Origin of the sequence: Variovorax sp. OV329 (assembly GCF_900114785.1) — a bacterium.
Taxonomy (GTDB): domain Bacteria; phylum Pseudomonadota; class Gammaproteobacteria; order Burkholderiales; family Burkholderiaceae_C; genus Variovorax.
In genome coordinates, this window is the sequence record NZ_FOUG01000001.1 from 377,940 (window position 1) to 401,348 (window position 23,409).

A 23,409-nucleotide genomic window follows, 5' to 3' on the forward strand; every position below is an offset into this window, starting at 1 on the left:
GGCCACCATGGAAATCACGATCGAAGCCATCGAGACGCCCGCCCTGACCAAGGCGCACCTGGCCGACCTGCTGTTCGAGCAGATCGGCCTGAACAAGCGCGAGTCCAAGGACATGGTCGAGGCCTTCTTCGAGCTCATCGCGAGCAGCCTCATCGAGGGCGAGGACGTGAAGATCTCCGGCTTCGGCAACTTCCAGATCCGCACCAAGGCACCGCGACCCGGGCGCAATCCGCGCACCGGCGAGGCTATCCCGATCGGTGCGCGCCGGGTCGCCACCTTCCATGCCAGCGCCAAGCTCAAGGAGCAGATCAGCGGGAATGTGGCCGAAGAAGTCGAGTGGAGCCTGGGCGCGGAATAAGTTCTCTTTGCGCAGCCGCTGCGCCTGGAGTAACCTCGTGAACTTTCCCTCGCACCGTCTTGATTTCAATGGAGAAAGCCCTCCCGTCGATCCCGGTCAAACGCTACTTCACCATCGGTGAGGTGGCCGAGCTGTGTGGCGTCAAGCCGCACGTGCTGCGCTATTGGGAGCAGGAGTTCACGCAGCTTCGCCCCATGAAGCGGCGCGGCAACCGGCGCTACTACCAGCACCACGAGGTGCTGATGATCCGCCGCATCCGCGACCTGCTCTACGACCAGGGCTTCACCATCAGCGGTGCGCGCAACAAGCTGCAGGAGCTGGTGGCGTCCGAGCGCGATCGACGCAAGTCCGTCGGCGAAGGGCCGCTGGAGGGCGTGGAAGCGATCGAGATCGACCAGGAAGAATTCGAGGCCGCCCTGCACGAGGAAGAAGACGCCCGCGAGGCAGAGGCCGAGGCCGCGGACGGCGTCGCCCTTGCAGTTCCGGCCACCCGGGCACCCCTGCGCGCGGGCGCCATGTCGCCCCTGCAGCAGCTGCGGCGCGAACTCTTTGAAATTCGCGAGCTCCTGACCCTGAATCGCTGAATTCCTCAGGCTATAATCGACGGCTTCGGTGTGTGGCGCAGCCTGGTAGCGCACTTGCATGGGGTGCAAGGGGTCGAAGGTTCGAATCCTTTCACACCGACCAACAAGGAAGGCCGCTGGTGATCAACCAGCGGCCTTTTTCTTTGGGCCGGCACCCCGCTTCTCGTACTCCTGCGGCATGGCCAGCGCGAACACCGCGCGTTCCACCGACTTGTGCTCCATCACCCGCGTTTCCATCTCGTGCAGCAGGCGCGCGAGCTCGGTCTGCGGCGGGTCGCCCACGACGATCACGCGCGCAGCGACCACCAGACGGTCCGGCCCCACGTATTCGGCAAAGAAGTAGGTCACGCGCTCGATGTCCGGGTGCTGCTCGATCGCATGGATGGCCATCTGGCGGCGCTCCTCCGGCAAGGGCACGCCGGCGAGGAAGCGCCGGTTGACGTTGATGAGCACCAGCCCCGCCACGCCCATCAGCACGCCAATCAGTATCGAGCCCAGCGCGTCGTAGCGAACCTCGTCGGTGAGCTGGTGCAGCGCCATGCCCAGCCCGGCGATGAACAGGCCCAGCAGCGCGATCAGGTCGCCGATGACCACTGCGCGCAGCTGCGAGTCGGAGGTGTCCAGCACATGCTTGAAGATGCCGTGGTCGCGCTCCGCGGCGCGCTCGCGCACGAAGCGCACGGCGCGCGCGAAAGACAGGCTCTGGAAGGCCAGCGAAACGATCACCACCGCATAGCCCACCCGGTAGTCCGGCGGCGGCTCGATCACGTGCCATTGCGTGATGCCGCGCCAGACGGCCACCTGCGCACCGACCACGCACATCACGATGGAGCCGAACAGCGACCACACGAAAGACTCGCGTCCATAGCCCAGCGGATGCGCGTCGTCCGAAGGCCGGCGTGCTGCCAGGTAGCCGGCCACGAGGAAGATCTCCGAGGCCGTGCCGATCCACGAATGCACCGCCTCGGCCAGCATGGCGGCCGAGCCGGTGGTCACCGCGGCGCCCGTCTTGAAAACCGCCATCAAGGCACCGCCGGCCAGTGCCAGCGCCACCGCGGTGCGCAGGCGCGTGGCCTGGGCGTCCGGGTGGAGCCGGCGGTGCAGGCGGCTGAATTCCCTCATGGTGCGAATTCGCCGGTTGCGGCGGGGGCAGGTGCTTGCAAGATGGCGCTTCCGATCGTGCGGGTCGGGACATTTAGCCACGGCCGGGCGGGTTTGGTGAACACTGCGCCTCTCCACCCTGCGAGGGCGCTTGGCATGTCATCGGCGGCGCGGCCATGCGCACACACGCGCGCAAGTCCTACGCCGGATGGGCCCGCCGCGGTTCAGCCTGTCCATGCAGTCCTGGGACATGGTCATGGCACGAGCGAGAGGCGAAGGCATCCACATCGGCATCTCCGGCTGGCGCTACGCGCCCTGGCGCGGACGCTTCTACCCGCGCGGCTTGCCCCAGTACCTGGAGCTGTCCTACGCGGCCGGCATGCTGCCGAGCATCGAGCTCAACGGCTCCTTCTACTCGCTGCAGCGGCCCGAGGCCTACCAGGACTGGGCCTGCCAGACTCCCGATGACTTCGTGTTCGCCGTCAAGGGCTCGCGCTACATCACGCACATGCATCGGCTCAGGGACGTGCGGGTGCCGCTGGCCAACTTCCTGGCCTCGGGCGTTCTGGCCCTGGGCCGCAAGCTCGGGCCGATCCTGTGGCAGCTGCCGCCCAGCATGGCCTTCGATGCGCAGCGCATCGAGGACTTCCTGAAGCTGCTGCCGCATGACGTCGCGTCTGCACTGGCGCTGGCACGCGCGCACGACGAACGGCTGGAGGGCCGCAGCTGGCTGGAGGCGCCGCGCGGCCTTCGCCTGCGGCATGCGATGGAGGTGCGGCACCAGAGCTTCGTGAACCCGGAGTTCATCGCGCTGCTGCGCCGCCACGGCGTTGCGATGGTGGTGGCCGACACGGCGGGGCGCTGGCCGCTCATCGAGGACCTGACGGCCGATTTCGCCTATGTGCGACTGCACGGCGACAAGAAGCTCTATGCCAGCGGCTACGGCGATCCGGCGCTGGACCGCTGGGCCGGGCGCATCCGCGCCTGGCGCCAGGGACGGCAGCCCGATGACGCGAAACTCGCATCGGACCAGCCGGCGGCACGCGGCCGTCGCGAGGTCTTCTGCTACTTCGACAACGACGTGAAGGTGGATGCGCCCTTCGACGCGGCGCGCCTCGCGCAGCGGCTGGAGGTGCCCACCGGCTTCGGCTGACCGGCGCGGCCCGGGAGGCGGTCGTCCGCGCCACTACACTGCCAGCCTTGCCTATGGATCTGAAGAAAAAGGCCCCCTCGGCCCACCCGCCCCCCATGCTCCCGCCCGGCTTCATGGTGGTCCACGGCAACCATCCCGAAGCCCTGCGCGACCTGCTGCTCGCGTGGATGCAGCGCCATCCGCTGGCGCCGCTGGAAGACGAGCAGGTGCTGGTGCAGAGCAATGGCGTGGCGCAGTGGATCCGCCTCTCGCTGGCGCGCGACGTGTTGCAGGGCGGCGCGGGCATCGCCGCCGCGCTCAAGACCGAGTTGCCCTCCGCCTTCCTGTGGCGCGCCTACCGCTCGGTGCTCGGTGACGATGCAGTGCCCGCCACCTCGCCATTCGACAAGTCGCTGCTGGTGTGGCGCCTGATGCGCCTCCTGCCGCAGTTGCTGGCCGAGCCGGTGTTCGCGCCGCTCGCACGCTTCCTGCAGGACGACAGCGACCTGCGCAAGCGCCATCAGCTGGCCGAGCGCCTGGCCGACCTGTTCGACCAGTACCAGGTCTATCGCGCCGACTGGCTGGCTTCATGGGCGCAGGGTGAGGACGAGATCCTCACCAGCCGCGGCGGCCTGAAGCCCGTGCCGCCCGAGCTGCGCTGGCAGCCGCGCCTGTGGCGCGCGCTGCAGGACGACGTGGGCGACTTGCAGGCCGGCAGCAGCCGCGCCGCCGTGCACCAGCGCTTCCTCGCGCGCGCCGCACAGATCCCGGCCGATGCGCGGCCGCATGGCCTGCCGCGCCGGCTGGTGATGTTCGGCGTCTCCTCGCTGCCTCAGCAATCGCTGGAGGTGCTGGCTGCGCTCTCGCGCTGGGTGCAGGTGCTGATGTGCGTGCACAACCCGTCGGAGCACGACTGGTCGCACATCCTGGCCGACAAGGACCTGCTGCGCGCCGAGGTGGCCGCGTCGCGCCGGCGCCGCCGCAAGGGCAGCGAAGGCTTCATCCCCGAGGACCAGCGGCACCTGCATGCGCACCCGCTGTTGGCCGCGTGGGGCAAGCAGGGGCGCGACTTCATCCGTCTGCTCGACCAGTTCGACAGCGCCCACGAGCAGCATGCGAAGCTGATGGAAGCCATCGGCCAGCGCATCGACTGCTTCGACGCCAACCAGCAGGACAGCCTGCTGCGCCAGTTGCAGGACGACATCCGCGAGCTGCGTCCGCTGGCCGAATCGCGCGCGCTGTGGCAGCCGCTGGACGCACGCAAGGATTTTTCCATCCGCTTCCACCAGAGCCACGGTCCGCAGCGCGAGGTGGAAGTGCTCCACGACCAACTGCTGGCCGCCTTCGCCGCCGACCCGAGCCTGCGTCCGCGCGACGTGATCGTGATGGTGCCGGACGTGGCCGCCTACGCGCCGCACATCCAGGCGGTGTTCGGCCTGCTGCCGCCGGAAGACGCGCGCTACATCCCCTTCAGCGTCGCCGACCAAGCGCAGCGCCACCACGACCCGCTGCTGGGCGCGCTGGAACGCCTGCTAGCGCTGCCGCAGTCGCGCATCGCGACCAGCGACGTGCTCGACTGGCTGGAGGTGCCGGCGGTGCGTGAGCGCTTCGGCATCGAGGCCACGCAGCTGCCGCTGCTGCACCGCTGGGTGCGCGCCGCCAACGTGCGCTGGGGCCTGCATGCACAGCAGCGCCAATCACTGGACCTGCCCGAAGCCGGGGCGCAGAACAGCTGGGACTTCGGCCTGGCGCGCATGCTGCTGGGCTATGCCGTGGGCAGTGGCCAGGCCTGGGAAGGCATCGAGCCGCTCGATGAAGTGGGCGGCCTCGAAGCCGCGCTGCTGGGCCCGCTGGTGCAGTTTGTCTCCGCGCTGGAGACGCACTGGCGCCAGCTGGCCGAACCGGCCACGCCGCTGCAGTGGGGCGAGCGCCTGCGTGCGCTGCTGGAGGACTTCTTCGCGCCGCAGGGCGAGGCCGACGGCTTCACCCTGCGCCGGCTGCAGGGCGCGCTGCAGGACTGGCTCGATGCCTGCGCCGCCGCCGGCCTGCACGACGAGGCGCTGCCGCTGCCGGTGGTGCGCGAGCACTGGCTGGCGCAGATCGACCAGCCCACGCTCAACCGGCCCTTCTTCGCCGGCAGCGTCACCTTCGCCACGCTGCTGCCCATGCGGGCCATTCCCTTCCGCGTGGTGGCGCTGCTGGGCATGAACGACGGCGACTACCCGCGCACCCGCGCGCCGGCCGACTTCGACCTCATGGGGCAGGACTACCGGCCCGGCGACCGCTCGCGGCGCGAAGACGACCGCTATCTCTTTCTCGAAGCGCTGCTCTCGGCGCGCGAGCGCCTGCACATCAGCTGGGTGGGACGCAGCATCCACGACCATTCCGAGCGCCCGCCTTCGGTGCTGGTGGCGCAGCTGCGCGACCACATCGCGGCCGGCTGGCGGCACAAGGACGACGAGGCGCTGGCGCAGGAGCAGGCCGGCGAGCGCCTGCTGCATGCGCTCACGGTCGAGCACAAGCTGCAGCCCTTCGACCCCGCCTACTTCCATGCCGGCGCGGACCCTCGGCTGTTCAGCCATGCGCACGAGTGGCGCGCCGCCGCCGCGCCCGATGCGGCCGAGGCCGCCGTCGACCCGCATCTGCCGTCCTGGCGCTTCGAAGGCCCGCTGACGCTGCGCCTGCTGGGCGACTTCCTTCGCAACCCGGCGCGCAGCTTCTTCCGGCTGCGCCTGGGCATCTTCTTCGAAGGCGACGATCCGGCCGGCGAGGACCAGGAGCCCTTCCAGATCGACGGCCTGCAGAACTGGCGCCTGCAGGACGAGCTGATCCGCGCGCAGACCGCGTTGCTGGACACGCGCGAAGGCGCATTGCAGGTGGAGCTGGAGCGCATGGCCCGCCGCGGCGACCTGCCCGACGGCCCCTTCGGCGAGCTGGTGCAGGAGGACCTCGCGGCCCCCATGGACAAGATGTTCGGCGAGTACACCCAGGCGCTGGCCGAGTGGCCGCAGGCCCTGGCCGACGAGGCGCTCGACGTGCTGCCGCCCGGCGAGGAAGACGAATCGCTGCGCCTGTCCGACTGGCTCGGCCAGCTGCGCGCCAATGCGGCGGGCGAGCGCTGCCGCCTGCTGCTGGACAGCGGCAGCATGGTCAAGGGCCGCAGCTACCGGCGCGACCGGCTGGTGCCCTTCTGGGTGGCGCACCTCGCCGCGCACGTGGCGGGCCAGCCCATGACCACGCTGGTTGTCAGCAAGGCCGGGAAGGTGCGGCTGGCGCCGCTGTCGCAGGAGCAGGCGCTGGCGCACTGGCGCGTGCTGCTGCAGGCGTGGAGCGAGGGCTTGCGCCGTCCGTTGCCGCTGGCGCTGCACAGCGCACTGGCCTGGGTCGACAAGGGTGGCAGCGCCCTCGGCACCGCGCATGCAGAAGCTTTCGAGGCCGCGCGCAGCACCTTCGAGGACCACGACCCGCGCTTCGGCCGCCGCGCAGAGCGCGATGACAACGACTACCTCGCGCGCGCGTTTGCCGACTTCGATGCGCTGTGGCACGGCGGCGAGTTCGCGCGCTGGAGCGAGGGGCTCATCAAGCCCATGAGCGAAGCCGTGGGCAAGCCGCCAAGAGAGGCCGCCGAATGAGCACGCCACAGTTGCTGAATGCGCTGACGCTTCCGCTGGGCGGCAGCCAGCTCATCGAGGCCAGTGCCGGCACCGGCAAGACCTTCACCATTGCCGCGCTCTACCTGCGGCTGGTGCTGGGCCATGGCGGCGATGGCGTGGCCTTCCGCCGCGCGCTGACGCCGCCCGAGATCCTGGTCGTGACCTTCAGCGAAGCCGCGACCAAGGAGCTGCGCGACCGCATCCGCGCGCGCCTGGCCGAGGCCGCGCAGGCCTTCCTGGCCGAGCCGGCCGACGTGCCGGAGCGCTCGCCCGGCGAAGACCTGCTGCACGACCTGCGCGCCGAGTACCCGCCGGCGCAGTGGCCGGCCTGTGCCCGCACGCTGCGCCTGGCCGCCGAGTGGATGGACGAGGCCGCGGTTTCCACCATCCACGGCTGGTGCAACCGCATGCTGCGCGAGCATGCCTTCGACAGCGGCGCCCTGTTCAGCCAGACCCTGGAGACCGACCAGCGCGAGTTGCTGGCCGAAGCCGCGCGCGACTACTGGCGCACCTTCTTCACGCCGCTGTCGCGCGAGCAGGCGCAGCAGGTGCGGCAGTGGTGGACGCACCCCGAGCAGTTGCGCGATGCGGTCGAGAAGCTGCGCCTCCTTGGCGATGCCCTGGGCCCAGGCCTGCCGCCCGCGCAGGCGCTGGGCGAGGCCATGGAAGCGTCGCAGCGCCTGCTGGCCGAGATGAAGGCGCCCTGGCTGCAGTGGGCCGATGAACTCCAGCAGTTGCTCGACCGCGCGGTGGCCGCCAAGCAGGTGGTCGCGCAGAAGCTGCAGGCGCGCTACTACCAGCCCTGGCTGGATGGCCTGCGACGCTGGGCCGCCAGCGACGAGATCGTTCCGCTGCCCGACAACAGCACGGGCTGGACGCGCCTCACGCCCGAGGGCCTGGCCGCGGCCTTCAAGCCCGGCATGCCGGTGCCGGACCATCCCGCCCTGGACGACATGCTCACGCTGCGCCAGCGCGTCTCGCAACTGCCCGACGGCCGCGCCTCGCTGCTGCGCCACGCGGCGCAATGGATCGCGCAGCGCTTCGACGTCGAGCAGGGCCGGCGCGCGCAGATGGGCTTCGACGAGCTGCTCACGCGCCTGGACGCCGCGCTGCAGGGGCCCAACGGCACGCGGCTGGCGGCGCTGATCCGCCAGCAGTTCCCGGTGGCCCTCATCGACGAGTTCCAGGACACCGACCCGCTGCAGTACCGCATCTTCGACGCGGTCTACGGCGCCGCAGGCAATGCGCAGGACACCGCGCTGGTGCTCATCGGCGACCCCAAGCAGGCCATCTACGCCTTTCGGGGCGCGGACATCCACACCTACCTTGCGGCACGCCGCGACACTGAGGGCCGGCACAGCACGCTGGGCACCAACTTCCGTTCCACGCGCGGCATGGTCGAGGCGGTGAACCACGTGTTCCTGCAGGCCGAAGCGCGGCTTACAGGGCAGGGCGCCTTCCTGTTCCGCGATGCGGCGGGCCGCAACCCCTTGCCCTTCGTGGCGGTACAGGCCCGCGGCCGCGGCGAGCGCTGGTGGGCAGACGGTGCCGAGGCACCGGCGCTGACCTGCTGGACCCTGCCCGAGGCCGGCGATGCGAAGAAGGGCGACGTGCAGCGCGACATGGCTGCGTCCTGCGCGACCGAGATCGTGCGCCTGCTCAACGCCGGCGGCGAAGGCGAGGCCGGCTTCATGAGCGGGACGGGGAAACTGCGTGCCTTGAAGGCGGGCGACGTGGCGGTGCTGGTCAACAGCGGCCGCGAGGCGCGCGCCATCCGGGGCGCCCTGTCCGAGCGCGGCTTGCGCAGCGTCTACCTCTCGGATCAGGAAACCGTCTTCCAGAGCGCGGTGGCCGCCGACCTGCAGCGCTGGCTGCTGGCCTGCGCCGAGCCCGAGGACGACCGGCCGCTGCGCGCGGCCCTGGGCAGCGCCACGCTGGGCCTTCCACTGGAAGCCTTGGACCAGCTGGGCCGCGACGAGCTGCAATGGGAAGCGCATGTGCTGCAGTTCCGCCGCTACCAGCAGATGTGGCGGCGCCAGGGCGTGCTGCCGATGCTGCGCCACCTGCTGCACGACTTCGGCGTGCCGCAGCGCCTGCTGGCCCGCGAGGACGAGCGCAGCCTCACCGACCTGCTGCACCTGGCCGAACTGCTGCAGCAGGCCAGCGCTCAGCTCGACGGCGAGCATGCGCTGATCCGCTGGCTAGCCGAGCAGCGCGACGACAGCGAGTTCGCCACCGCCGAGGTCGACGCGCGCCGCCTGCGCCTGGAGAGCGATGCGGATCTGGTGAAGGTCATCACCGTGCACAAGTCCAAGGGGCTGGAGTTCCCACTGGTGTTCCTGCCCTTCGCGACCAGCTTCCGCGCCGCAAAGGGTGACGAGCTGCCGCTGAAATGGCACGAGGACGACGGCACGCTGGTGGTGGCGCTGGAGTGCGACGACGAGGCCGTCGAGCGCATGGACCGCGAGCGCCTGGGCGAGGACCTTCGCAAGCTCTATGTGGCCCTGACCCGTGCACGCTACGCCACCTGGGTTGGCGTGCTGCCGCTGGCCGACGTGGAGCGCAGCGCGCTGGGCTACCTGCTGTCCGGTGGCGAACCGCTGCCGCCACCTGCACTGCATAGCGCCCTGGAAGACCTCGCCCAGGGCTGCGATGCCATCGCGGTGCAAGCGGCGCCCGAGCCGCAGGCCACGCCTTACCGTCCACCCGCTGTCGACCTGCAGCCCAAGCCCGCGCCGCCGCTGCCCACCGGGCCGCGCGAGCGCTGGTGGATCGCGAGCTACTCGGCCTTGCGCCGCGCGGGCGCGGCGCTGTCGCGGGACCTCGAGGGCGAGGACGCGCTGGAAGATGCGCTCGCCACGCCTTCGGCACCCGCCAGCGCGGAAGAGGACATCTACGCCGACAGCAGCGCGGCAGAAGGCCCGCAGCCCCTTGCATCGGCGAGCGCAATCGACGCGACGCCCGCCGGCAGCCTGCACGAGTTCGCGCGCGGCGCGGGGCCGGGCAGCTTCCTGCACGGACTGCTCGAATGGGCCGGGCGGCAGGGCTTCGCACGCCTGCGCTCCGACGCTGCGCTTCAGGCCGAGCTGATGACGCAGATCGAGCGCCGCGCGCAGGTCGGCGGCTGGGCCGACTGGGCGCAGCCGCTGCACGCCTGGCTGCTGGCCTGGCTGGACAGCCCGCTCGACCTGGCCCCGCTGGGCGCATCGACGCCGATCGCCCCGGCAGGACTCATGCAGGTGCAGATCGAGATGGAGTTCCTCCTCTCGGCCCAGCAGGTGGACACGCTGGCGCTGGACGCACTGGTGTGCCGCCACACGCTGGGCGGTGCCGCGCGGCCACCGCTGCTGCCGCAGCAGGTCAACGGCATGCTCAAGGGCTACATCGACCTGGTCTTCGAGCACGAGGGCCGCTACTACGTGGCCGACTACAAGTCCAACTGGCTGGGCCCGCGCGACGCCGACTACAGCGCCGCCGCCATGCGCGCCGAGGTGCTGGCCCACCGCTACGAACTGCAGTACGTGCTCTACATCTTCGCCCTGCACCGGCTGCTGCGCGCGCGCCTGCCGGACTACGACTACGAGCGCCACATGGGCGGCGCGGTCTACCTGTTCCTACGCGGCCATGCGGCGACGGGACAGGGCCTGCACATGGAGCGCCCGCCGCTCGCCTTGATGAACGCGCTGGACGACCTGATGCGCGGCATCCGCCCGCCGCCGCCGCGCAAGGGCCAACTGGAGCTGGACCTGTGAGCGCATCCGTCTTTCTCGGCCCCTTGCCCGACGCGCATGCGCCGGTGCTCGATGCCATCGAGGGCTGGGTGCAGGCCGGATGGTTGCGAGAACTGGACCGCAGCCTCGCCGCCTTCTTCTCGCGCCTGGCGCCTGCTGCCGAACCGCTGGTGATCCTGGCCGCTGCGCTGGCCAGCCACCAGCTCGGACGCGGCCATGCCTGCCTGGATCTGCGTGCCACGCTGGAGGATGCGGGTCGCGCCTTGTCCCTGCCGCCGGAGGGCGGTGCGCCGGTGCAGGACGCGGTTGCAGGCGTCGCCGTTGAAGCGCCGTCGCACTGGCTCCGCGATGTGAGCCTGAAGGGATGGATCTCCGCGCTCGATGCACAACCCGAGCTGGTGGGCGATGGCCCCGGTGCCACGCCGCTCGTGCGCGTGGGCCGCCGGCTGTACCTGCGCCGCTACTGGCAGTACGAGCAATCGGTGCGGGCCGAGGTGGCGCGCCGCGTCGCGCTGCCCACGGCCGCCGCGCAACCCGAGGCGCAGGCCGCGGTTGCCGCCACGCTCGACGTGCTGTTTCCGAAGCGCGCCGACGACGGCGAGGCCACCGACTGGCAGAAGGTGGCCTGCGCGCTGTCGGCGCGGCAGGCCTTCAGCATCGTCACCGGCGGCCCGGGCACCGGCAAGACGACCACCGTCGTTCGCCTGCTGGCCTTGCTGCAGCACCTGGCCCTGTCCAGCGGCGGCGCGCGCCTGCGCATCGGGCTGGCTGCGCCCACCGGCAAGGCGGCGGCCCGGCTGGGCGAATCGATCGCCGGCGCGGTGGCCGGGCTGCCGTTCGCGCAACTGTCGGAGGGTGATGCATTGCGGGCGGCCATCCCCACCACCGTGAGCACCGTGCACCGCCTGCTCGGCAGCCGGCCCGACACGCGCCACTTCCGGCACGACGCGCGCAACCCCTTGCCGCTGGACGTGCTGGTGCTCGACGAAGCCTCCATGCTCGACCTGGAGATGATGGCCTGCGTGCTGGCCGCGCTGCGCCCGCAGGCGCGCCTGATCCTGCTGGGCGACAAGGACCAGCTGGCGTCGGTGGAAGCCGGCGCGGTGCTGGGCGACCTGTGCCAGCGCGCCGACGCCGGCCACTACGACGCGGCCACGGTGCATTGGCTGGAGGCCGTCACCGGCCAGCGAATCGACGCGGCACTGCGCGACGATGCCGGACGTCCGCTGGACCAGGCCGTGGTGAAGCTGCGCCGCAGCTACCGCTTCGATGCCGGCAGCGGCATCGGCCGGCTGGCGGAAGCGGTGAACAACGGCGATGAATCCGCGTTGAGGCAACTGCTGGCCGGCGGCCATGCGGACCTGTCGACCTCGCTGCAACGCGTGGGGCAGGCGACGCTCGATGACGCAGCGCTGCGCCGTCTGGTGGTCGACGGCGCGCCCGATGCCTTTGCGAGCGCAGGCAAGGGCCGCAAGGAGCAGGGCCGCGCCGTGCCGCCTCCGGTCGGCTATGGCCACTACCTGCGCCTGATGCGCGCGCAGCAACCCGAGGCGGACGCCTCGCAGGAGGCGCACGACGAATGGGCGCGCGAGGTGTTGAAGGCGCTGGGGCGGTTCCAGCTGCTGTGTGCGCTGCGCGGTGGCCCGCAGGGCGTGCAGGGCCTCAATCCCCGCATCGCCGGACTGCTGCGCGCGCAGGGCCTGCTGGAGCCGGAACTGGGCGGCTGGTATGCAGGCAGGCCGGTGCTGGTCACGCGCAACGACTATGCCCTGGGCTTGATGAACGGCGATGTGGGCGTGGCACTCTCGGTGCCCTTCGGCGCATCTGCCATGTCCGGTGCGCAAGGGTCGGGCGATGCACTCCAGCAGCGGCGGCTGCGCGTGGCCTTTCCGGCCAGCGACCAGCCGGGTGGTATCCGCTGGGTGCTGCCCAGCCGCCTGCGTTCGGTCGACACGGTGTTCGCGATGACGGTTCACAAGTCGCAGGGCTCGGAGTTCAGCCACGCAGCCCTGCTGCTGCCGCAGCAATTGAGCCCGGTGCTCACGCGCGAGCTGGTCTACACCGGCATCACGCGGGCGCGCCACTGGTTCACGCTGGCAGCGGCGCCCGACATGGTGCTGGCCGCAGCGGCTCGTCGAGTGGAGCGAGTGGGCGGGCTTTCCGAGGGCGGCGACGACTGAGCGGGCCCCGCCGCACTACCAGCGATAGCGCGCACCCAGGCTGGCGGTCCACGCGCTGTAGGACTGGCTGCCGGTCTGCCAGCCCAGCTCGCCCCAGCCGCTCCACTGTCTGCCGAAGGCCACGCCGGCGCCGCCCTTGAGCTCGAAGCGGTCCTTCGGGTAGAGGTCCTTGTATGAAAGGGTCTTGGCGTAGACCACCTCGTCGCCGCTCGCGTCATGCCACCAGTTGATCGCGGCGTACGGGCGCAGCACCGCCTGCTCCAGGGCGTCGCTGCCACCCGGCGCCGCCGCGCGCTGGATCCGCAGGCCCAGGCGGCTGCTCCAGCCGCCGCGGTGCGCGCCTTCGACCTGCGTGCCGTCCGACTCGATGAAGTTGTAGCTGTGGTTGTGGATGTAGACCCACTGCAGCTGCGGCGTGAGCGCCCAGCCACCGGCATCGCCCAGTCCGATGGCGTAGCCGGCCTCCGCCGAGCCGGTGGTGTTGTGCGACTTGTAGTCGTTGCGCGCAAGGCCCGTGGTGTCGACGTGGTTGTCGAACCAGGCGTAGTGCCCCCACAGGTCGGCGTACCAGCCGAGCCGGCGGGCCGGGTCCTGGAACCAGGTGCCGTAGAAACCCAGTCCGTAGCCGTCGCCCCGGCCCTGCGAGGTGGCCGACGTACCGGCGGCGGTGCCGTCGGCGCGGACGCCGCCATAGCTGCCCATCACGCCGAAGCGCCAGTTCTGCAGTCTTGGCGGGCCGGGCAGGTCGAAGCCGCCCTGCAGGCCCCAAGACTTGCCGTCGACGTCATAGAGACTGCTGTCGCTGGTGCTCTTGCTTCCCTGGCCGAAGCCGCGAAGCCAGCTGCCTTTGCCCTGGTTCGCAGTGCCGTCGCCCCGGTCGTCCAGGCCGTGCACGAAGATCATGTCGGTCTGGCGCTGCAGGCCCAGCAGTGCGCCGGTTTCCGGCCGCACGGCTTGCGCCGACACGATGCCCGCGCAGGCACTGCAGCCCGCCGCAAGGAGAAGATTGCGGGCCGCTCGATGCGGATGGATTCGGTTTCGCATGGACACCCTCCCGTTGTCATTCGGCGCCTTGTAGGACGGGTTGGTGAACGCGAGGTGAACGGTGCATGCCTGCACTACGATGCCGCCCATGCCAGACACCATGCAATTGCGGGACGGGCAGCGCTTGGGCCGCCCCGAGACGGGCTGGCGGCTGCGCCTGTACACGATCATCTTCGAAGCCGACACGCGCGCGGGCCGGCTGTTCGACATCGTGCTCCTGGGATTCATCGTGGCCAGCGTGGCGGTGGTGATTGCCGACAGCATCGGCTCGGTGCATGCGCGCTACCAGCGCCTGTTCACGGTGATGGAGTGGGTCTTCACCGCCGCCTTCACCGCGGAGTACATCGCGCGCCTGGCGTGCGTGCGCCGGCCGCTGGTGTATGCCCGCAGCTTCTATGGACTGATCGACCTGCTGGCGGTGCTGCCGACGTACTTCGCGATCCTGGTGCCGGGGCTGTCGGCCTTGATCGACGTGCGGGTGCTTCGCCTCTTGCGCATGTTCCGGATCTTCAAGTTGGCCGAGTACGTCGACGAGTTCGCGGCGCTGGGGCAGGCGCTGCATGCGTCGCGCCGCAAGATCGTGGTGTTCATGCTCTTCGTGATGCTGGTGGTGATGGTGATGGGCACGCTCATGTACGTGGTCGAAGGTCCGGAGCACGGCTACACGAGCATTCCGGTGGGCATCTACTGGGCGATCACGACGATGACGACGGTGGGCTTCGGCGACATCACGCCGCACACGGACCTGGGGCGCGTGATCGCGTCGGCCATGATGCTGCTGGGCTGGGGGACGCTGGCGGTGCCCACGGGGATCGTGAGTGCCGAATTCACGTCGAGGCGCATCCTGCGGATGCCGACGACGCGCACGTGCCACGAATGTCTGAGCGAGGGGCATTCGATCTCGGCGCGGTATTGCAGTGATTGCGGCGCGAAGTTGCCGCCTTATCGGCACGAGGCTACGGACGTTCGGTGATTGTTGGGCTGTTGCTCTGTGCGTTGTGCGTTGTGCGTTGTGCGTGTTCGGGGCGGGTCAAAGGCCTGTGCGCCGCTGTGTGCGCAGCATGCGACTCGGGCGGCCGGCGCTTCGCGCCGGCTCCCCTGCGCTGCTCGCGAGACCGGCCCGCGGCGGAACTCGCGACTCCGTCGCTCAGACACCCGCCGCAAGCTAGATGTTGAAGTTCTTGTGTGTCCTTCGGCACACAAGAACAGGCCGGTCCCGCTGCGCTGCTCGGCGCCCGAGTCGCATGCTGCGCACACAGCGGCACACGGGCCTTTGACCGGGACACGGCGGTGGTGCATCTCCAACCGTCATGCACAACGGGCAGCAACAGAGGCGACGTTGCGTGGTTCGGCCGTTGTTGAAACCGTCACACCGTTTCCCACGGGGCGCGGCAGGCGGTCAGCGGCGGGGGCGATTTCCGGGGCGGTGAGGAGCGGAGCGCTGGGGCTTGAGCGTTCCTGCCGCAGGCAGGAATGCGACCGTTTCTGACTTGCCGAAGCTGTCTGAGCGCATCGACCGAAGGTCGAGGAGCGAGTTCTTCGGCACAAGCCCCAGCGTGAGCACCGCAACGCAGTCGATGCGAAGCATCGACCGCCCCGGATGAGCCCCCGCCGCTGACCGCCTGCCGCGCCCCGTGCGCCCCGAACGCGTGCGCCCCGTGCGCCCCATCCTCGAATCGGGCTAGGACCGACCCCGATCAGCCCCGCTTCAACACGACATGCGTAGCCTTCTCCGTCGCCACCTGCTCGACGCACCGATAGCCGAGTGCACGCCAGTCCAGACCCTGGAACAGCGACTCGCCCGCACCCAGCAACACCGGAGACACCGCGAGATGCAGTTCGTCGATCAGCTTCGCCTCCACGTACTGCCGCACCGTCGAGACGCCACCGCCCACGCGGATGTCCTTGCCTTGGGCCGCTTCGCGCGCGAGCTTCAGGGCCTCACCGATCCCGCCGGTCACGAAGTGGAAGGTCGTGCCGCCCTCCATCTCGATGGGCGCGCGCGCGTGGTGGCTTAGCACGAACACCGGCACGTGATAGGGCGGGTTGGGCCCCCACCAGCCCTTCCACTCGTCGTCGGGCCACGGCCCGCGCACCGGACCGAACATGTTGCGGCCCATGATCCAGGCGCCCATGTTCTCGAAGCTGCGCTGCACGAAGGATTCGTCGACGCCGGTGCTGCCGCCTTCCTGGCCGAGCATCTTCCTGAAGCTGCGCGTGCCGAGCATCCACCCATGCAGATCCGTGCCATGCACGCCCAGCGGTGTCGCAAGCGCCTGGTCGACGCCGGCGCCGTAGCCGTCCAGCGAGATCGTGAAGCAGTTGACGCGGAGTTTCTGGGATGACATCAGTCGGGTCTCCTGGGTTCAAATCGTGAAGTCTGTAGTCTTGCGGGCTTTCGGAGCGCGCGCAATGGTCGTCGGCCTCGTTGCTCAGCGGCCTTCCAGCCTTGCCAATTCCTGCCGAAGGTTGGCGCGCGCCTGGGCCTCCCAGGCGTCGTGCCAGCGCTGCGTGTTGTAGATGCGCGGGCGCTCCAGGAAGGCGCGCAACACGCCTTGGCGTCCCGCACGGTAGGCCGCTTCGTCGACCCAGTGGTACTCGCGCCGGATGGCCTCTGCGTACGCCGCATACACCGGCGCCGGCTGGCCGAGAACGGACAGGTCCAGGTCGATGAAGAGCCGCGTGTCCTCGTCAGCGGCGGCCGGCAATGCATGGCCGGCCGTGGCCAGCACCATCGCTTCCACCTTGGCAATCGCCGGCTGCGGCCACGCCAGCGCTTCGAGTTCGCGGCGCGCGAGCTGCGCCGAGTCCGCTTCGTTGCGCTTGCTGCGCGTGTCGTACACCGCGTCGTGGAACCAGATCGCGGCCTCGATCGCCCTCGCGTCGGCCGCCAGGCCGCGCGAGCGGTCGAGCCAGCGCAGCAGGGCTTCCACATGCGACAGGCCGTGGTAGTAACGCCCACTTTCGCGATGACGGTCGACCAGGGAAGCCGTCAATGCCTCGGGCAGGGTGGGGGTGGCCGCCTGAAGCAGGTCGACGTAGGCGCCTTCGATCAGTTGGGCCGGGTCGATGGCCAGGTCCTCCATCAGCTGATGCGCTTCGCGCACGCCGTCTTCCGCGGATTCGCCATCGCGCAGCACCACTTCCAGCTCGACGAAGCTGCCCAGGCCCTGGACGTCGTCGATGTGGATGCGCGTTCGGCCGTGCATATACAACAGGCGCTTCTTGCGCACGCGGCCGGCGCTGCCGTAGGCGAGCACCAGGCTTTCGCGCAGCACATCGGGCTGCGTCGTGTGGCTGCGCAGGTAGAAGGATTCCTTCGGGCCGGCCTGGTCGGCGCGGCGGTAGAAGATGAGCTCGCCGGTGCCGTCGGCAAAGGCGCGCAGCTTCAGGCGGCCGTTGGGGCAGGGGAAGAAGGCATCGTCCTGGAGGATCCCGGTGGGGCCCTGTGCCCCCAGTCTCTCGGCCGCTTTGGCAACGGCTTGCAGGTCGGCCACGCGGGCCTTGATCTCGATGTTGCGTGCCATTCGCCGATCATGCCGCAAGGCCGGCCGGCTCGCGCTAAAGTGGCGCCCCTCGCACGCTCGTCTTCGACACCCATGAACGCACCTGCTCGCCAACGGCCGCCGCGCACCGAAGCACAGGTGCGCATCGACCTCGCGGCCGCCTACCGCATGGCGGCGGTCAACGGGTGGGACGACACGGTCTACACGCACCTGTCGGCCAGCGTGCCCGGCGAGCCGGGGCACTACCTGCTCAATCCTTTCGGCGCCACCTTCGACGAGATCACGGCCTCCAGCCTGGTGAAGGTCAACGTGCGCGGCGAAGTTGTCGACGGCTCGGGTGCCCCGGTGAACCCCAGCGGCTTTTCCATCCACGGCGCGGTCCACCAGGCGCGGCCCGAGGTCGAGTGCGTGATCCACCTGCACACGCCATGGGGCGTGGCGCTGTCCATGCTGCCCGAGGGGCTGCAGCCCACCTCGCAGTACGCCATGCGCCTGTACGGCCGGCTGGGCCGCCATGCCTACGAAGGGCTTGCGCTGGGCGCCGAGGAGCAGGAGCGCCTGAAGGAAGACCTGGGCGAACTTGACGGCCTCATCCTGGAGAACCACGGCACCCTGGTCGTGGGCCGGACGGTGGCCGAGGCCTGGATGCTCATGCATCTGCTCGAACGCGCGGCCCAGGCCCAGCTTCGAGCCATGGCCGCTGCCGGTGGCGTGGTGCCGGTCGTACACGCCGAACTGGCGCAGCGCACCTACGACGAGTGGGTGGGCGACGGCAGCGTGTGGGATGGTGATGTGGAATGGCCGGCCCTGCTGCGCCGGCTGGACCGCACATCGCCTGGCTACCGCGACTGAATGCAATCAACACACCCAAGAGGAGATATCAGCACATGCCCACCATCCGAGTCGAATTGTTCGAAGGCCGCACGGTCGATCAGAAGCGCGCCTTCGCGCAGGCCGTGACCGAGGCCGTGGTGAAGACGCTGGGCGGCTCGGCCGACGGCGTGGACGTGGTCTTCTACGACATCGCCAAGCAGAACTGGGCCACCGGCGGCAAGCTGTGGAGCGATCCACCCGCCGCCAAGCCGGCCGGCTGAAGACCCGGCGCTAGGGCAAGGGCGTAGCGCGCCAGGCCGGCACCGGCCGCGCGAATCCCTTGAGCGCGAGGTCGCCCACGTTCTCGAGGCCCCAGGGGGCTTCTTCGCTCATGTCCTGCAGTGCGGCGCGCACCCGCTGCGACACCAGGATCTCGCCGCCCGCGGCCTCGCCGCACAGGCGCGCGGCCAGGTTGGTGACGGTGCCGATGGCGCCGTAGTCGATGCGCCCCGCAAAGCCGATGCCGCCCAGCGTGGCGAAGCCCTGCGCGATGCCGATGCCCATGGCCAGGTCGTAGCCGCGGCGCCGCCACTGGCCGCTGACGCTGGTCATGCACGCCTGCATCTGCAGCGCCATGCGCAGGGCGCGCGCGGGCGCGTCGGGCACCGGCTGCGGGTCGTTGAAGAAGATCATCATCCCGTCGCCCGAGAAGCGCTCCAGCGTGCCTTCGTGCTGCAGCACCAGCTCGCCCATGGCCGCGTGGTACTGGGCCAGCACGCCCATCACTTCTTCCGGGTCGGCGGTCTCGGTGAAGGAAGTGAAGCCGCGCAGGTCCAGGAACACGACCGTGATCTCGCGCCGGTGGCTTTTGAGCGGGTCCTGCGCGCCGCCGGCCAGGATGGCCTCGGCCAGCTGCGGCGAGAAGAAGCGCTTGAGCTGGCCTACGCGCTCCAGCTGCTGCACGCTCTCGGCGACGCGCTGCTCCAGCGTGCTGTTCCAGGCCTGCAACTCGGCGCGCTGGCGCTGCACCTCGTCGTACAGCGCCTTCACCCGCAGCAGCGAGCGCACCCGCGCCATCAGCTCGGCCTGGTGGATGGGCTTGGCCAGGAAGTCGTCGGCGCCGGCCTCCAGGCCCTTGATGCGCTCCTGGTCCGGGTCCAGCGCCGTCACCAGCACCACCGGCAGCACGGCGCATTCGGGGTCGGCGCGGATGGCGCGGCAGACTTCGTAGCCGTCCATGCCCGGCATCATCACGTCCAGCAGCACCAGGTCGGGCCGCTCGCTGGCGATGCAGGCCAGGGCCTCCGCCCCCGAGGCCGCGGTGCTGGTGCGGTAGCCGTGCACGCCCAGCAGGTCCGCCAGCAGGCGCACGTTCTTGGGCACGTCGTCCACCACGAGGATGTGTCCGTCGCTCATGGTGCGCGTCCTTCCTTCAGGAGCCGCTCCACCTCGGCCAGGAAGGGCTTGAGGGAGATCGGCTTGGTCATGTAGGCGTCGAAGCCGGAACTCACGATGTGCGTGCGGTCCTCGGGCATCACCGACGCCGACACCGCCAGCACCGGCACCGCGTCCAGCGAGCGATGCTCGCGCAGGCGCTGCAAGAGGGCGATGCCGTCCATGCCCGGCAGCTGGATGTCCAGCAGGATCAGGTCCGGCCGATTCTCGACGGCCAGCTGCAGGCCTTCCTCGCCGGTGCGCGCCTCCAGGGTGGCATGGCCCTGGTGCTGCAGCACGTCGCGGGCGAGCTTCATGTTCTTCTCGTTGTCCTCCACGATCAGCACGGTCTTGCCTGATGTCGTCATGCGAGTACCTCCTGCTTGAGCCGCGGCAGCACGATGGTGAAGGCGGACCCTTCGCCCAGCCGGCTCTGCACGCCCAGCGTGCCGCCGTGCAGCTCGACAAAGCGCTTGGACAGCGTCAGGCCCAGGCCGGTGCCCTCCGACTTGCGCAGGTAGTCGCCGCCGGCCTGGCGGAATTCCTCGAACACCAGGGCCTGGTCTTCGGGGGCGATGCCCACGCCGTTGTCGATCACGCTCAGCTCGGCCTGTGCCTGGCCATCCCGGTCGACGCGGCGGGCCACCAGCCGCACGCTGCCGCCTGCCGGCGTGAACTTCACGGCGTTGGACAGCAGGTTGACCACCACCTGCTTGAGCTTGCGCGCGTCGGCCACCCAGTCTTCCAGCCCTTCGCCCACTTCCAGCGAGATCGACAGGCCATGGCGCTGCGCGCGCTCGCGCACCAGCATCATCGCGTTGTCCAGCATCAGGCCGAGGTCGAAGCAGCTCAGGTCCAGCTCCATGCGGCCGGCCTCGATCTTGGACAGGTCGAGCACGTCGTTGATGAGCGTGAGCAGGTGCTGGCCCGATGAATGGATGTCGCGCAGGTACTCCATCTGCTTGGCATTGACCGGGCCGAACATCTGCTCGGTGAGCACCTCCGAGAAGCCGATGATGGCGTTGAGCGGCGTGCGCAGCTCGTGCGACATGTTGGCCAGGAACTCCGACTTGTGGTGGTTGGCCACCTCCAGCTGGCGGCTCTTGTCCTCGATCTCCTGGAACATGCGGGCGTTGAGGATGGCTATCACCGCCTGGTCGGCGAAGGTCTCGACCAGCCGCACCTCGGCGGCGGAGAAGGGCTGCACGTCCTTGCGAAGCACGGTGATCACGCCCACCGACGCGCCCTCGCGCACCATGGGCACCGCCAGGATCGTGCGAAAACCCAGCCGCGACTGTCCGGGGCGCGAGGCAGGGTAGGCTGAGTCCAGCAGATGCCTCACGTCGTCCACATGCACCGTGCGGCGCTCGACGAAGGCGCGGCCCACCACCGACTCGCTGCTCTGCGGCAGCTCCTCGTCGTTGCCCAGGGCGATGTGGCCCTCGAGCTGGAAACCCGTCATGGCGCGCAGCTGGCCGTCGCCGGTGGGCAGCCACACGCGGCTGCCGTGCGCACGGCACAGGCGCACAGAGCGCTCGGCCGCCGCCTGCAACACCGGCTGGAGATTGGTGGGCGAACGGCTGAGCACCCGCAGGGTATCGGCGGTGGCAGTCTGGAATTCGAGCGCGGCGCGCAGCTCGGCCGTGCGCAGCTCCACCTTGCGCTCCAGCTCGCCGTAGGAGGCGCGCAGCTGCGCCGACATGCTGTTGAACTGGTCGGCCAGGTCCTCGAGCTCGTCGTCGGTGTCCACCACGATTTTCTGGCTCAGCTCGCCGCGGCCGATGCGTTGCGCGCCGCGCGCCAGCGTGCGGATGGGTTGCACCATGTTTCGAGCCAGCACCGAGGCTGCGATGGCCGAGATCGCCAGGCCCGCCAGCAGCAGGATGGCGGCGCGGATGAAGGAGGCATTGAGCTTGGCGTACACCTCGCCGATGGGCTGCTGCACGAACACCTTCCAGCCCAGCGGCTTGATCGGCACCATGGAGGTGAGCACCGTGTTGCCCTGCAGGTCGCGCGAGACCATGGCCTGCTCGTCCAGCGCCTCGGCCGCCGCGGCGGCCTGCACATGCGGCAGGCTGGCGAAGCTGGTCTTGCGCAGCACCAGCCCGATGTCGGGGTCGGCCACCAGCAGGCCGTTGCTGTCCAGCACGTAGGCCTTGCCCTTCTGGCCGATGCGGATGCGCGAGACCACGTCCCAGATGAACTTCAGGTTGAGCTCGGCCACCGTCACCGGCGCGTTGTCGCCCATGCCGCGGATGGACACGGTCATGTAGGGCTCGGTGTCGCGGTTGAAGTAGACCGGGCCATACCAGGTGGCGTCCGCGGTGGCGTTGCGGAAAGCGGGCTCGCCGGAGCGGTCCGTGTTCGAGCCCATCACGTCCAGGCCCAGGCGGGACACGGCGATCTCCTCGCGCCCCCGGTGGTCGAGCTGCGCGATGTCGGTCACTTCCGGTGCCTGGCGCAAGAGGCGCCAGAACTCGGTGCGCTGCGCCTCCAGGTCGGGCGCATCGATCTGCGCGAGCGAGCCGTAGGTCAGCTGCTGCGACAGCTGCAGCACGTACTGCTCGATGCGCGAGGCCGCGCCCACCGCCTTCTCGTGCTGCAGGCTGGCGAGCGCCTCCTTGTTCTCCTGGTAGGCGAAGTACAGGCTGATGGCGCTGGAGGCCAGCAGCACCGTGGTCACCAGCGACAGGATGAGCAGCAGGTACTTGCGAAACAAGCGCCCGCGGTGGACGCTTCTGGAGTCCCGGGAAGGCGCGAGTTCGCCCGTCAGCGATGCGGGCGACGAGTCCGGGGCCTTCATGGTCCTCCATTGGACCGCGCCGGCCGGGCGATGGGAAGGGCGCCGTCCCTGGCCATTGGTGGGGTGCGGGCAAGGGGGACTAGGCCATTGGAAGAGGGGGTGCCCTTCCTCGAAATTGATGAGTCCAACTCAAAGATCCTGTGCCGGGTGCCCGCTTTTTCCAAGCCCGCCGAAGGTTCAGACTGGCGGGCTGTCACCGAATTCACTCTGCAAAACATGAACAACGCCAACATTCCCGCCTTCGGCCTGGGCTCCTTCCGCCTGAAGGGCCAGACCGTCATCGACTCCGTGAAGACCGCGCTGGAGTTGGGCTACCGCCTCGTCGACACCGCGCAGATCTACGGCAACGAGGCCGAGGTCGGCCAGGCCATCGCCGAGAGCGGCGTGCCGCGCGACAAACTCTTCGTCACGACCAAGATCTGGACCGAGAACCTGGCGGCTGACAAGCTGGCTGCGAGCCTGAAGACCAGCCTGTCCAAGCTGCGCACCGGGCAAGTCGACCTGACGCTGATTCATTGGCCCTCGCCCGGCGGCGCGGTGCCGGTGGCCGAATTCATGGGCGCTTTGGCAGCGGCGCAGGACGAAGGCCTGACCCGGCTCATCGGCGTGTCCAACTTCAACATCGCGCTGCTGCAGGAGGCCATCGCCGCCGTGGGTGCGCAGCGCATCGCCAGCCACCAGATCGAGCTGCATCCCTCGCTGCAGAACCGCAAGGTGGTCGAGTTCACGTCCGCACAGGGCATCCACACCACCTCGTACATGACGCTGGGCTACGGCAAGGCGCTGCAGGAGCCGGTGATCCAGGCCATCGCCGCCCAGACCGGGGCCACGCCGGCGCAGGTCACGCTGGCCTGGGCGATGCAGAAGGGTCTTGCAGTGATCCCCTCGTCGACAAAGCGCGCCAATTTGCAGTCCAACCTGGCGGCCACCCAGCTGAAGCTGCAGCCCGAGGACATGGCCCGGATCGACGCGCTGGACCGCGGGGAACGCCTGGTGAATCCCGAAGGCCTGGCGCCGCGCTGGGACTAGTCCCTAGGTCGATCGGCCGGGTTTCCTGGCCGGATGCGGAA

General features: G+C 69.7%; 16 protein-coding genes, 1 tRNA gene and 1 pseudogene. 11 read left to right on the plus strand and 7 right to left on the minus strand.

The features are described from left to right. Nucleotides 1–7: 7 nt before the first annotated feature. The 3 genes from BM345_RS01710 (at nt 8) to BM345_RS01720 (ending at nt 1,045) form a co-directional block, all read left to right on the plus strand. Nucleotides 8–358, plus strand: coding sequence for an integration host factor subunit alpha (locus tag BM345_RS01710; RefSeq protein WP_093374857.1), 351 nt, complete (start codon nt 8–10; stop codon nt 356–358). A 68-nt stretch (nt 359–426) separates the two neighbouring features. Then, nucleotides 427–942 (plus strand): MerR family transcriptional regulator, encoded by a 516-nt coding sequence (locus BM345_RS01715; protein WP_093374859.1) that lies wholly within the window; start codon nt 427–429, stop codon nt 940–942. A 26-nt stretch (nt 943–968) separates the two neighbouring features. After that, nucleotides 969–1,045 (plus strand) — tRNA-Pro (locus BM345_RS01720). Nucleotides 1,046–1,065: 20 nt separating this feature from the next. Here BM345_RS01720 and BM345_RS01725 read toward each other — a convergent pair. After that, nucleotides 1,066–2,064: a cation diffusion facilitator family transporter gene (locus BM345_RS01725; RefSeq protein WP_093374861.1), complete on the minus strand. Its 999-nt coding sequence runs from the start codon at nt 2,062–2,064 to the stop codon at nt 1,066–1,068. Between the two features lie 235 nt (nt 2,065–2,299). On the opposite strand from BM345_RS01725, the gene BM345_RS01730 reads away from it, so the two are divergent. From BM345_RS01730 to recD, 4 genes are all read left to right on the plus strand, one after another. Continuing rightward, nucleotides 2,300–3,196, plus strand: a complete 897-nt coding sequence (locus BM345_RS01730; RefSeq protein ID WP_093375280.1) for a DUF72 domain-containing protein — start codon at nt 2,300–2,302, stop codon at nt 3,194–3,196. Between the two features lie 95 nt (nt 3,197–3,291). Continuing rightward, nucleotides 3,292–6,807 (plus strand): exodeoxyribonuclease V subunit gamma, encoded by a 3,516-nt coding sequence (gene recC / locus BM345_RS01735; protein ID WP_093374863.1) that lies wholly within the window; start codon nt 3,292–3,294, stop codon nt 6,805–6,807. Next, the gene (gene recB, locus BM345_RS01740; protein WP_093374865.1) at nt 6,804–10,580 is read left to right on the plus strand and encodes an exodeoxyribonuclease V subunit beta; all 3,777 of its coding nucleotides are present in this window, start codon (nt 6,804–6,806) and stop codon (nt 10,578–10,580) included. Before recC ends, recB begins: the two co-directional genes overlap by 4 nt. After that, nucleotides 10,577–12,739, plus strand: a complete 2,163-nt coding sequence (gene recD / locus BM345_RS01745) for an exodeoxyribonuclease V subunit alpha (RefSeq protein ID WP_217653945.1) — start codon at nt 10,577–10,579, stop codon at nt 12,737–12,739. Before recB ends, recD begins: the two co-directional genes overlap by 4 nt. 15 nt (nt 12,740–12,754) lie before the next feature. On the opposite strand, the gene BM345_RS01750 is transcribed toward recD, so the two are convergent. After that, nucleotides 12,755–13,783, minus strand: coding sequence for an autotransporter outer membrane beta-barrel domain-containing protein (locus BM345_RS01750; protein ID WP_175544866.1), 1,029 nt, complete (start codon nt 13,781–13,783; stop codon nt 12,755–12,757). A 100-nt stretch (nt 13,784–13,883) separates the two neighbouring features. Between BM345_RS01750 and BM345_RS01755 the strand changes: the two genes are divergently transcribed. Next, nucleotides 13,884–14,756, plus strand: coding sequence for an ion transporter (locus BM345_RS01755; RefSeq protein WP_093375284.1), 873 nt, complete (start codon nt 13,884–13,886; stop codon nt 14,754–14,756). A 724-nt stretch (nt 14,757–15,480) separates the two neighbouring features. On the opposite strand, the gene BM345_RS01760 is transcribed toward BM345_RS01755, so the two are convergent. Both BM345_RS01760 and BM345_RS30450 read right to left on the minus strand, forming a co-directional pair. Then, complete coding sequence (locus BM345_RS01760; RefSeq protein WP_093374869.1) at nt 15,481–16,131, minus strand: dihydrofolate reductase family protein; 651 nt, start codon at nt 16,129–16,131, stop codon at nt 15,481–15,483. Between the two features lie 672 nt (nt 16,132–16,803). Further along, a pseudogene (locus tag BM345_RS30450) lies at nt 16,804–17,310 on the minus strand (class IV adenylate cyclase); the annotation flags it as partial. 72 nt (nt 17,311–17,382) lie between these two features. On the opposite strand from BM345_RS30450, the gene BM345_RS01770 reads away from it, so the two are divergent. Both BM345_RS01770 and BM345_RS01775 read left to right on the plus strand, forming a co-directional pair. After that, a complete protein-coding gene (locus BM345_RS01770; protein ID WP_093374873.1) occupies nt 17,383–18,141 on the plus strand; it encodes a class II aldolase/adducin family protein in 759 nt (252 codons plus the stop codon). Next, a complete protein-coding gene (locus BM345_RS01775; RefSeq protein WP_093374875.1) occupies nt 18,087–18,383 on the plus strand; it encodes a 4-oxalocrotonate tautomerase in 297 nt (98 codons plus the stop codon). Before BM345_RS01770 ends, BM345_RS01775 begins: the two co-directional genes overlap by 55 nt. A gap of 10 nt (nt 18,384–18,393) precedes the next feature. Here BM345_RS01775 and BM345_RS01780 read toward each other — a convergent pair whose 3' ends face one another. Genes BM345_RS01780 through BM345_RS01790 form a run of 3 tightly spaced genes read right to left on the minus strand, consistent with a single transcriptional unit; the run spans nt 18,394 to nt 22,339 of the window. Continuing rightward, nucleotides 18,394–19,518 (minus strand): response regulator, encoded by a 1,125-nt coding sequence (locus BM345_RS01780; protein ID WP_093374877.1) that lies wholly within the window; start codon nt 19,516–19,518, stop codon nt 18,394–18,396. After that, nucleotides 19,515–19,904 (minus strand): response regulator, encoded by a 390-nt coding sequence (locus BM345_RS01785; RefSeq protein WP_093374879.1) that lies wholly within the window; start codon nt 19,902–19,904, stop codon nt 19,515–19,517. The genes BM345_RS01780 and BM345_RS01785 overlap by 4 nt, the downstream gene beginning before the upstream one ends. Continuing rightward, nucleotides 19,901–22,339, minus strand: a complete 2,439-nt coding sequence (locus BM345_RS01790; protein WP_093374881.1) for a sensor histidine kinase — start codon at nt 22,337–22,339, stop codon at nt 19,901–19,903. Before BM345_RS01790 ends, BM345_RS01785 begins: the two co-directional genes overlap by 4 nt. A 216-nt stretch (nt 22,340–22,555) precedes the next feature. On the opposite strand from BM345_RS01790, the gene dkgB reads away from it, so the two are divergent. Further along, nucleotides 22,556–23,368 carry a 2,5-didehydrogluconate reductase DkgB gene (gene dkgB, locus BM345_RS01795; RefSeq protein ID WP_093374883.1) on the plus strand — a complete coding sequence of 271 codons (813 nt, stop codon included), beginning with the start codon at nt 22,556–22,558 and terminating at the stop codon, nt 23,366–23,368. The last annotated feature ends 41 nt before the right edge of the window (nt 23,369–23,409 follow it).

What these genes read in the sequence shown, in the direction of transcription:
- BM345_RS01775 (WP_093374875.1), top strand. Translation starts at nt 18,087, where the DNA reads ATGGCCGGCCCTGCTGCGCCGGCTGGACCGCACATCGCCTGGCTACCG.
- BM345_RS01730 (WP_093375280.1), top strand. Translation starts at nt 2,300, where the DNA reads ATGGCACGAGCGAGAGGCGAAGGCATCCACATCGGCATCTCCGGCTGG.
- dkgB (WP_093374883.1), top strand. Translation starts at nt 22,556, where the DNA reads ATGAACAACGCCAACATTCCCGCCTTCGGCCTGGGCTCCTTCCGCCTG.
- BM345_RS01790 (WP_093374881.1), bottom strand. Translation starts at nt 22,339, where the DNA reads ATGAAGGCCCCGGACTCGTCGCCCGCATCGCTGACGGGCGAACTCGCG.
- BM345_RS01780 (WP_093374877.1), bottom strand. Translation starts at nt 19,518, where the DNA reads ATGAGCGACGGACACATCCTCGTGGTGGACGACGTGCCCAAGAACGTG.
- BM345_RS01715 (WP_093374859.1), top strand. Translation starts at nt 427, where the DNA reads ATGGAGAAAGCCCTCCCGTCGATCCCGGTCAAACGCTACTTCACCATC.
- BM345_RS01770 (WP_093374873.1), top strand. Translation starts at nt 17,383, where the DNA reads ATGAACGCACCTGCTCGCCAACGGCCGCCGCGCACCGAAGCACAGGTG.
- BM345_RS01725 (WP_093374861.1), bottom strand. Translation starts at nt 2,064, where the DNA reads ATGAGGGAATTCAGCCGCCTGCACCGCCGGCTCCACCCGGACGCCCAG.
- BM345_RS01750 (WP_175544866.1), bottom strand. Translation starts at nt 13,783, where the DNA reads ATGCGAAACCGAATCCATCCGCATCGAGCGGCCCGCAATCTTCTCCTT.
- BM345_RS01755 (WP_093375284.1), top strand. Translation starts at nt 13,884, where the DNA reads ATGCAATTGCGGGACGGGCAGCGCTTGGGCCGCCCCGAGACGGGCTGG.
- BM345_RS01710 (WP_093374857.1), top strand. Translation starts at nt 8, where the DNA reads ATGGAAATCACGATCGAAGCCATCGAGACGCCCGCCCTGACCAAGGCG.
- BM345_RS01785 (WP_093374879.1), bottom strand. Translation starts at nt 19,904, where the DNA reads ATGACGACATCAGGCAAGACCGTGCTGATCGTGGAGGACAACGAGAAG.
- recB (WP_093374865.1), top strand. Translation starts at nt 6,804, where the DNA reads ATGAGCACGCCACAGTTGCTGAATGCGCTGACGCTTCCGCTGGGCGGC.
- BM345_RS01760 (WP_093374869.1), bottom strand. Translation starts at nt 16,131, where the DNA reads ATGTCATCCCAGAAACTCCGCGTCAACTGCTTCACGATCTCGCTGGAC.
- recC (WP_093374863.1), top strand. Translation starts at nt 3,292, where the DNA reads ATGCTCCCGCCCGGCTTCATGGTGGTCCACGGCAACCATCCCGAAGCC.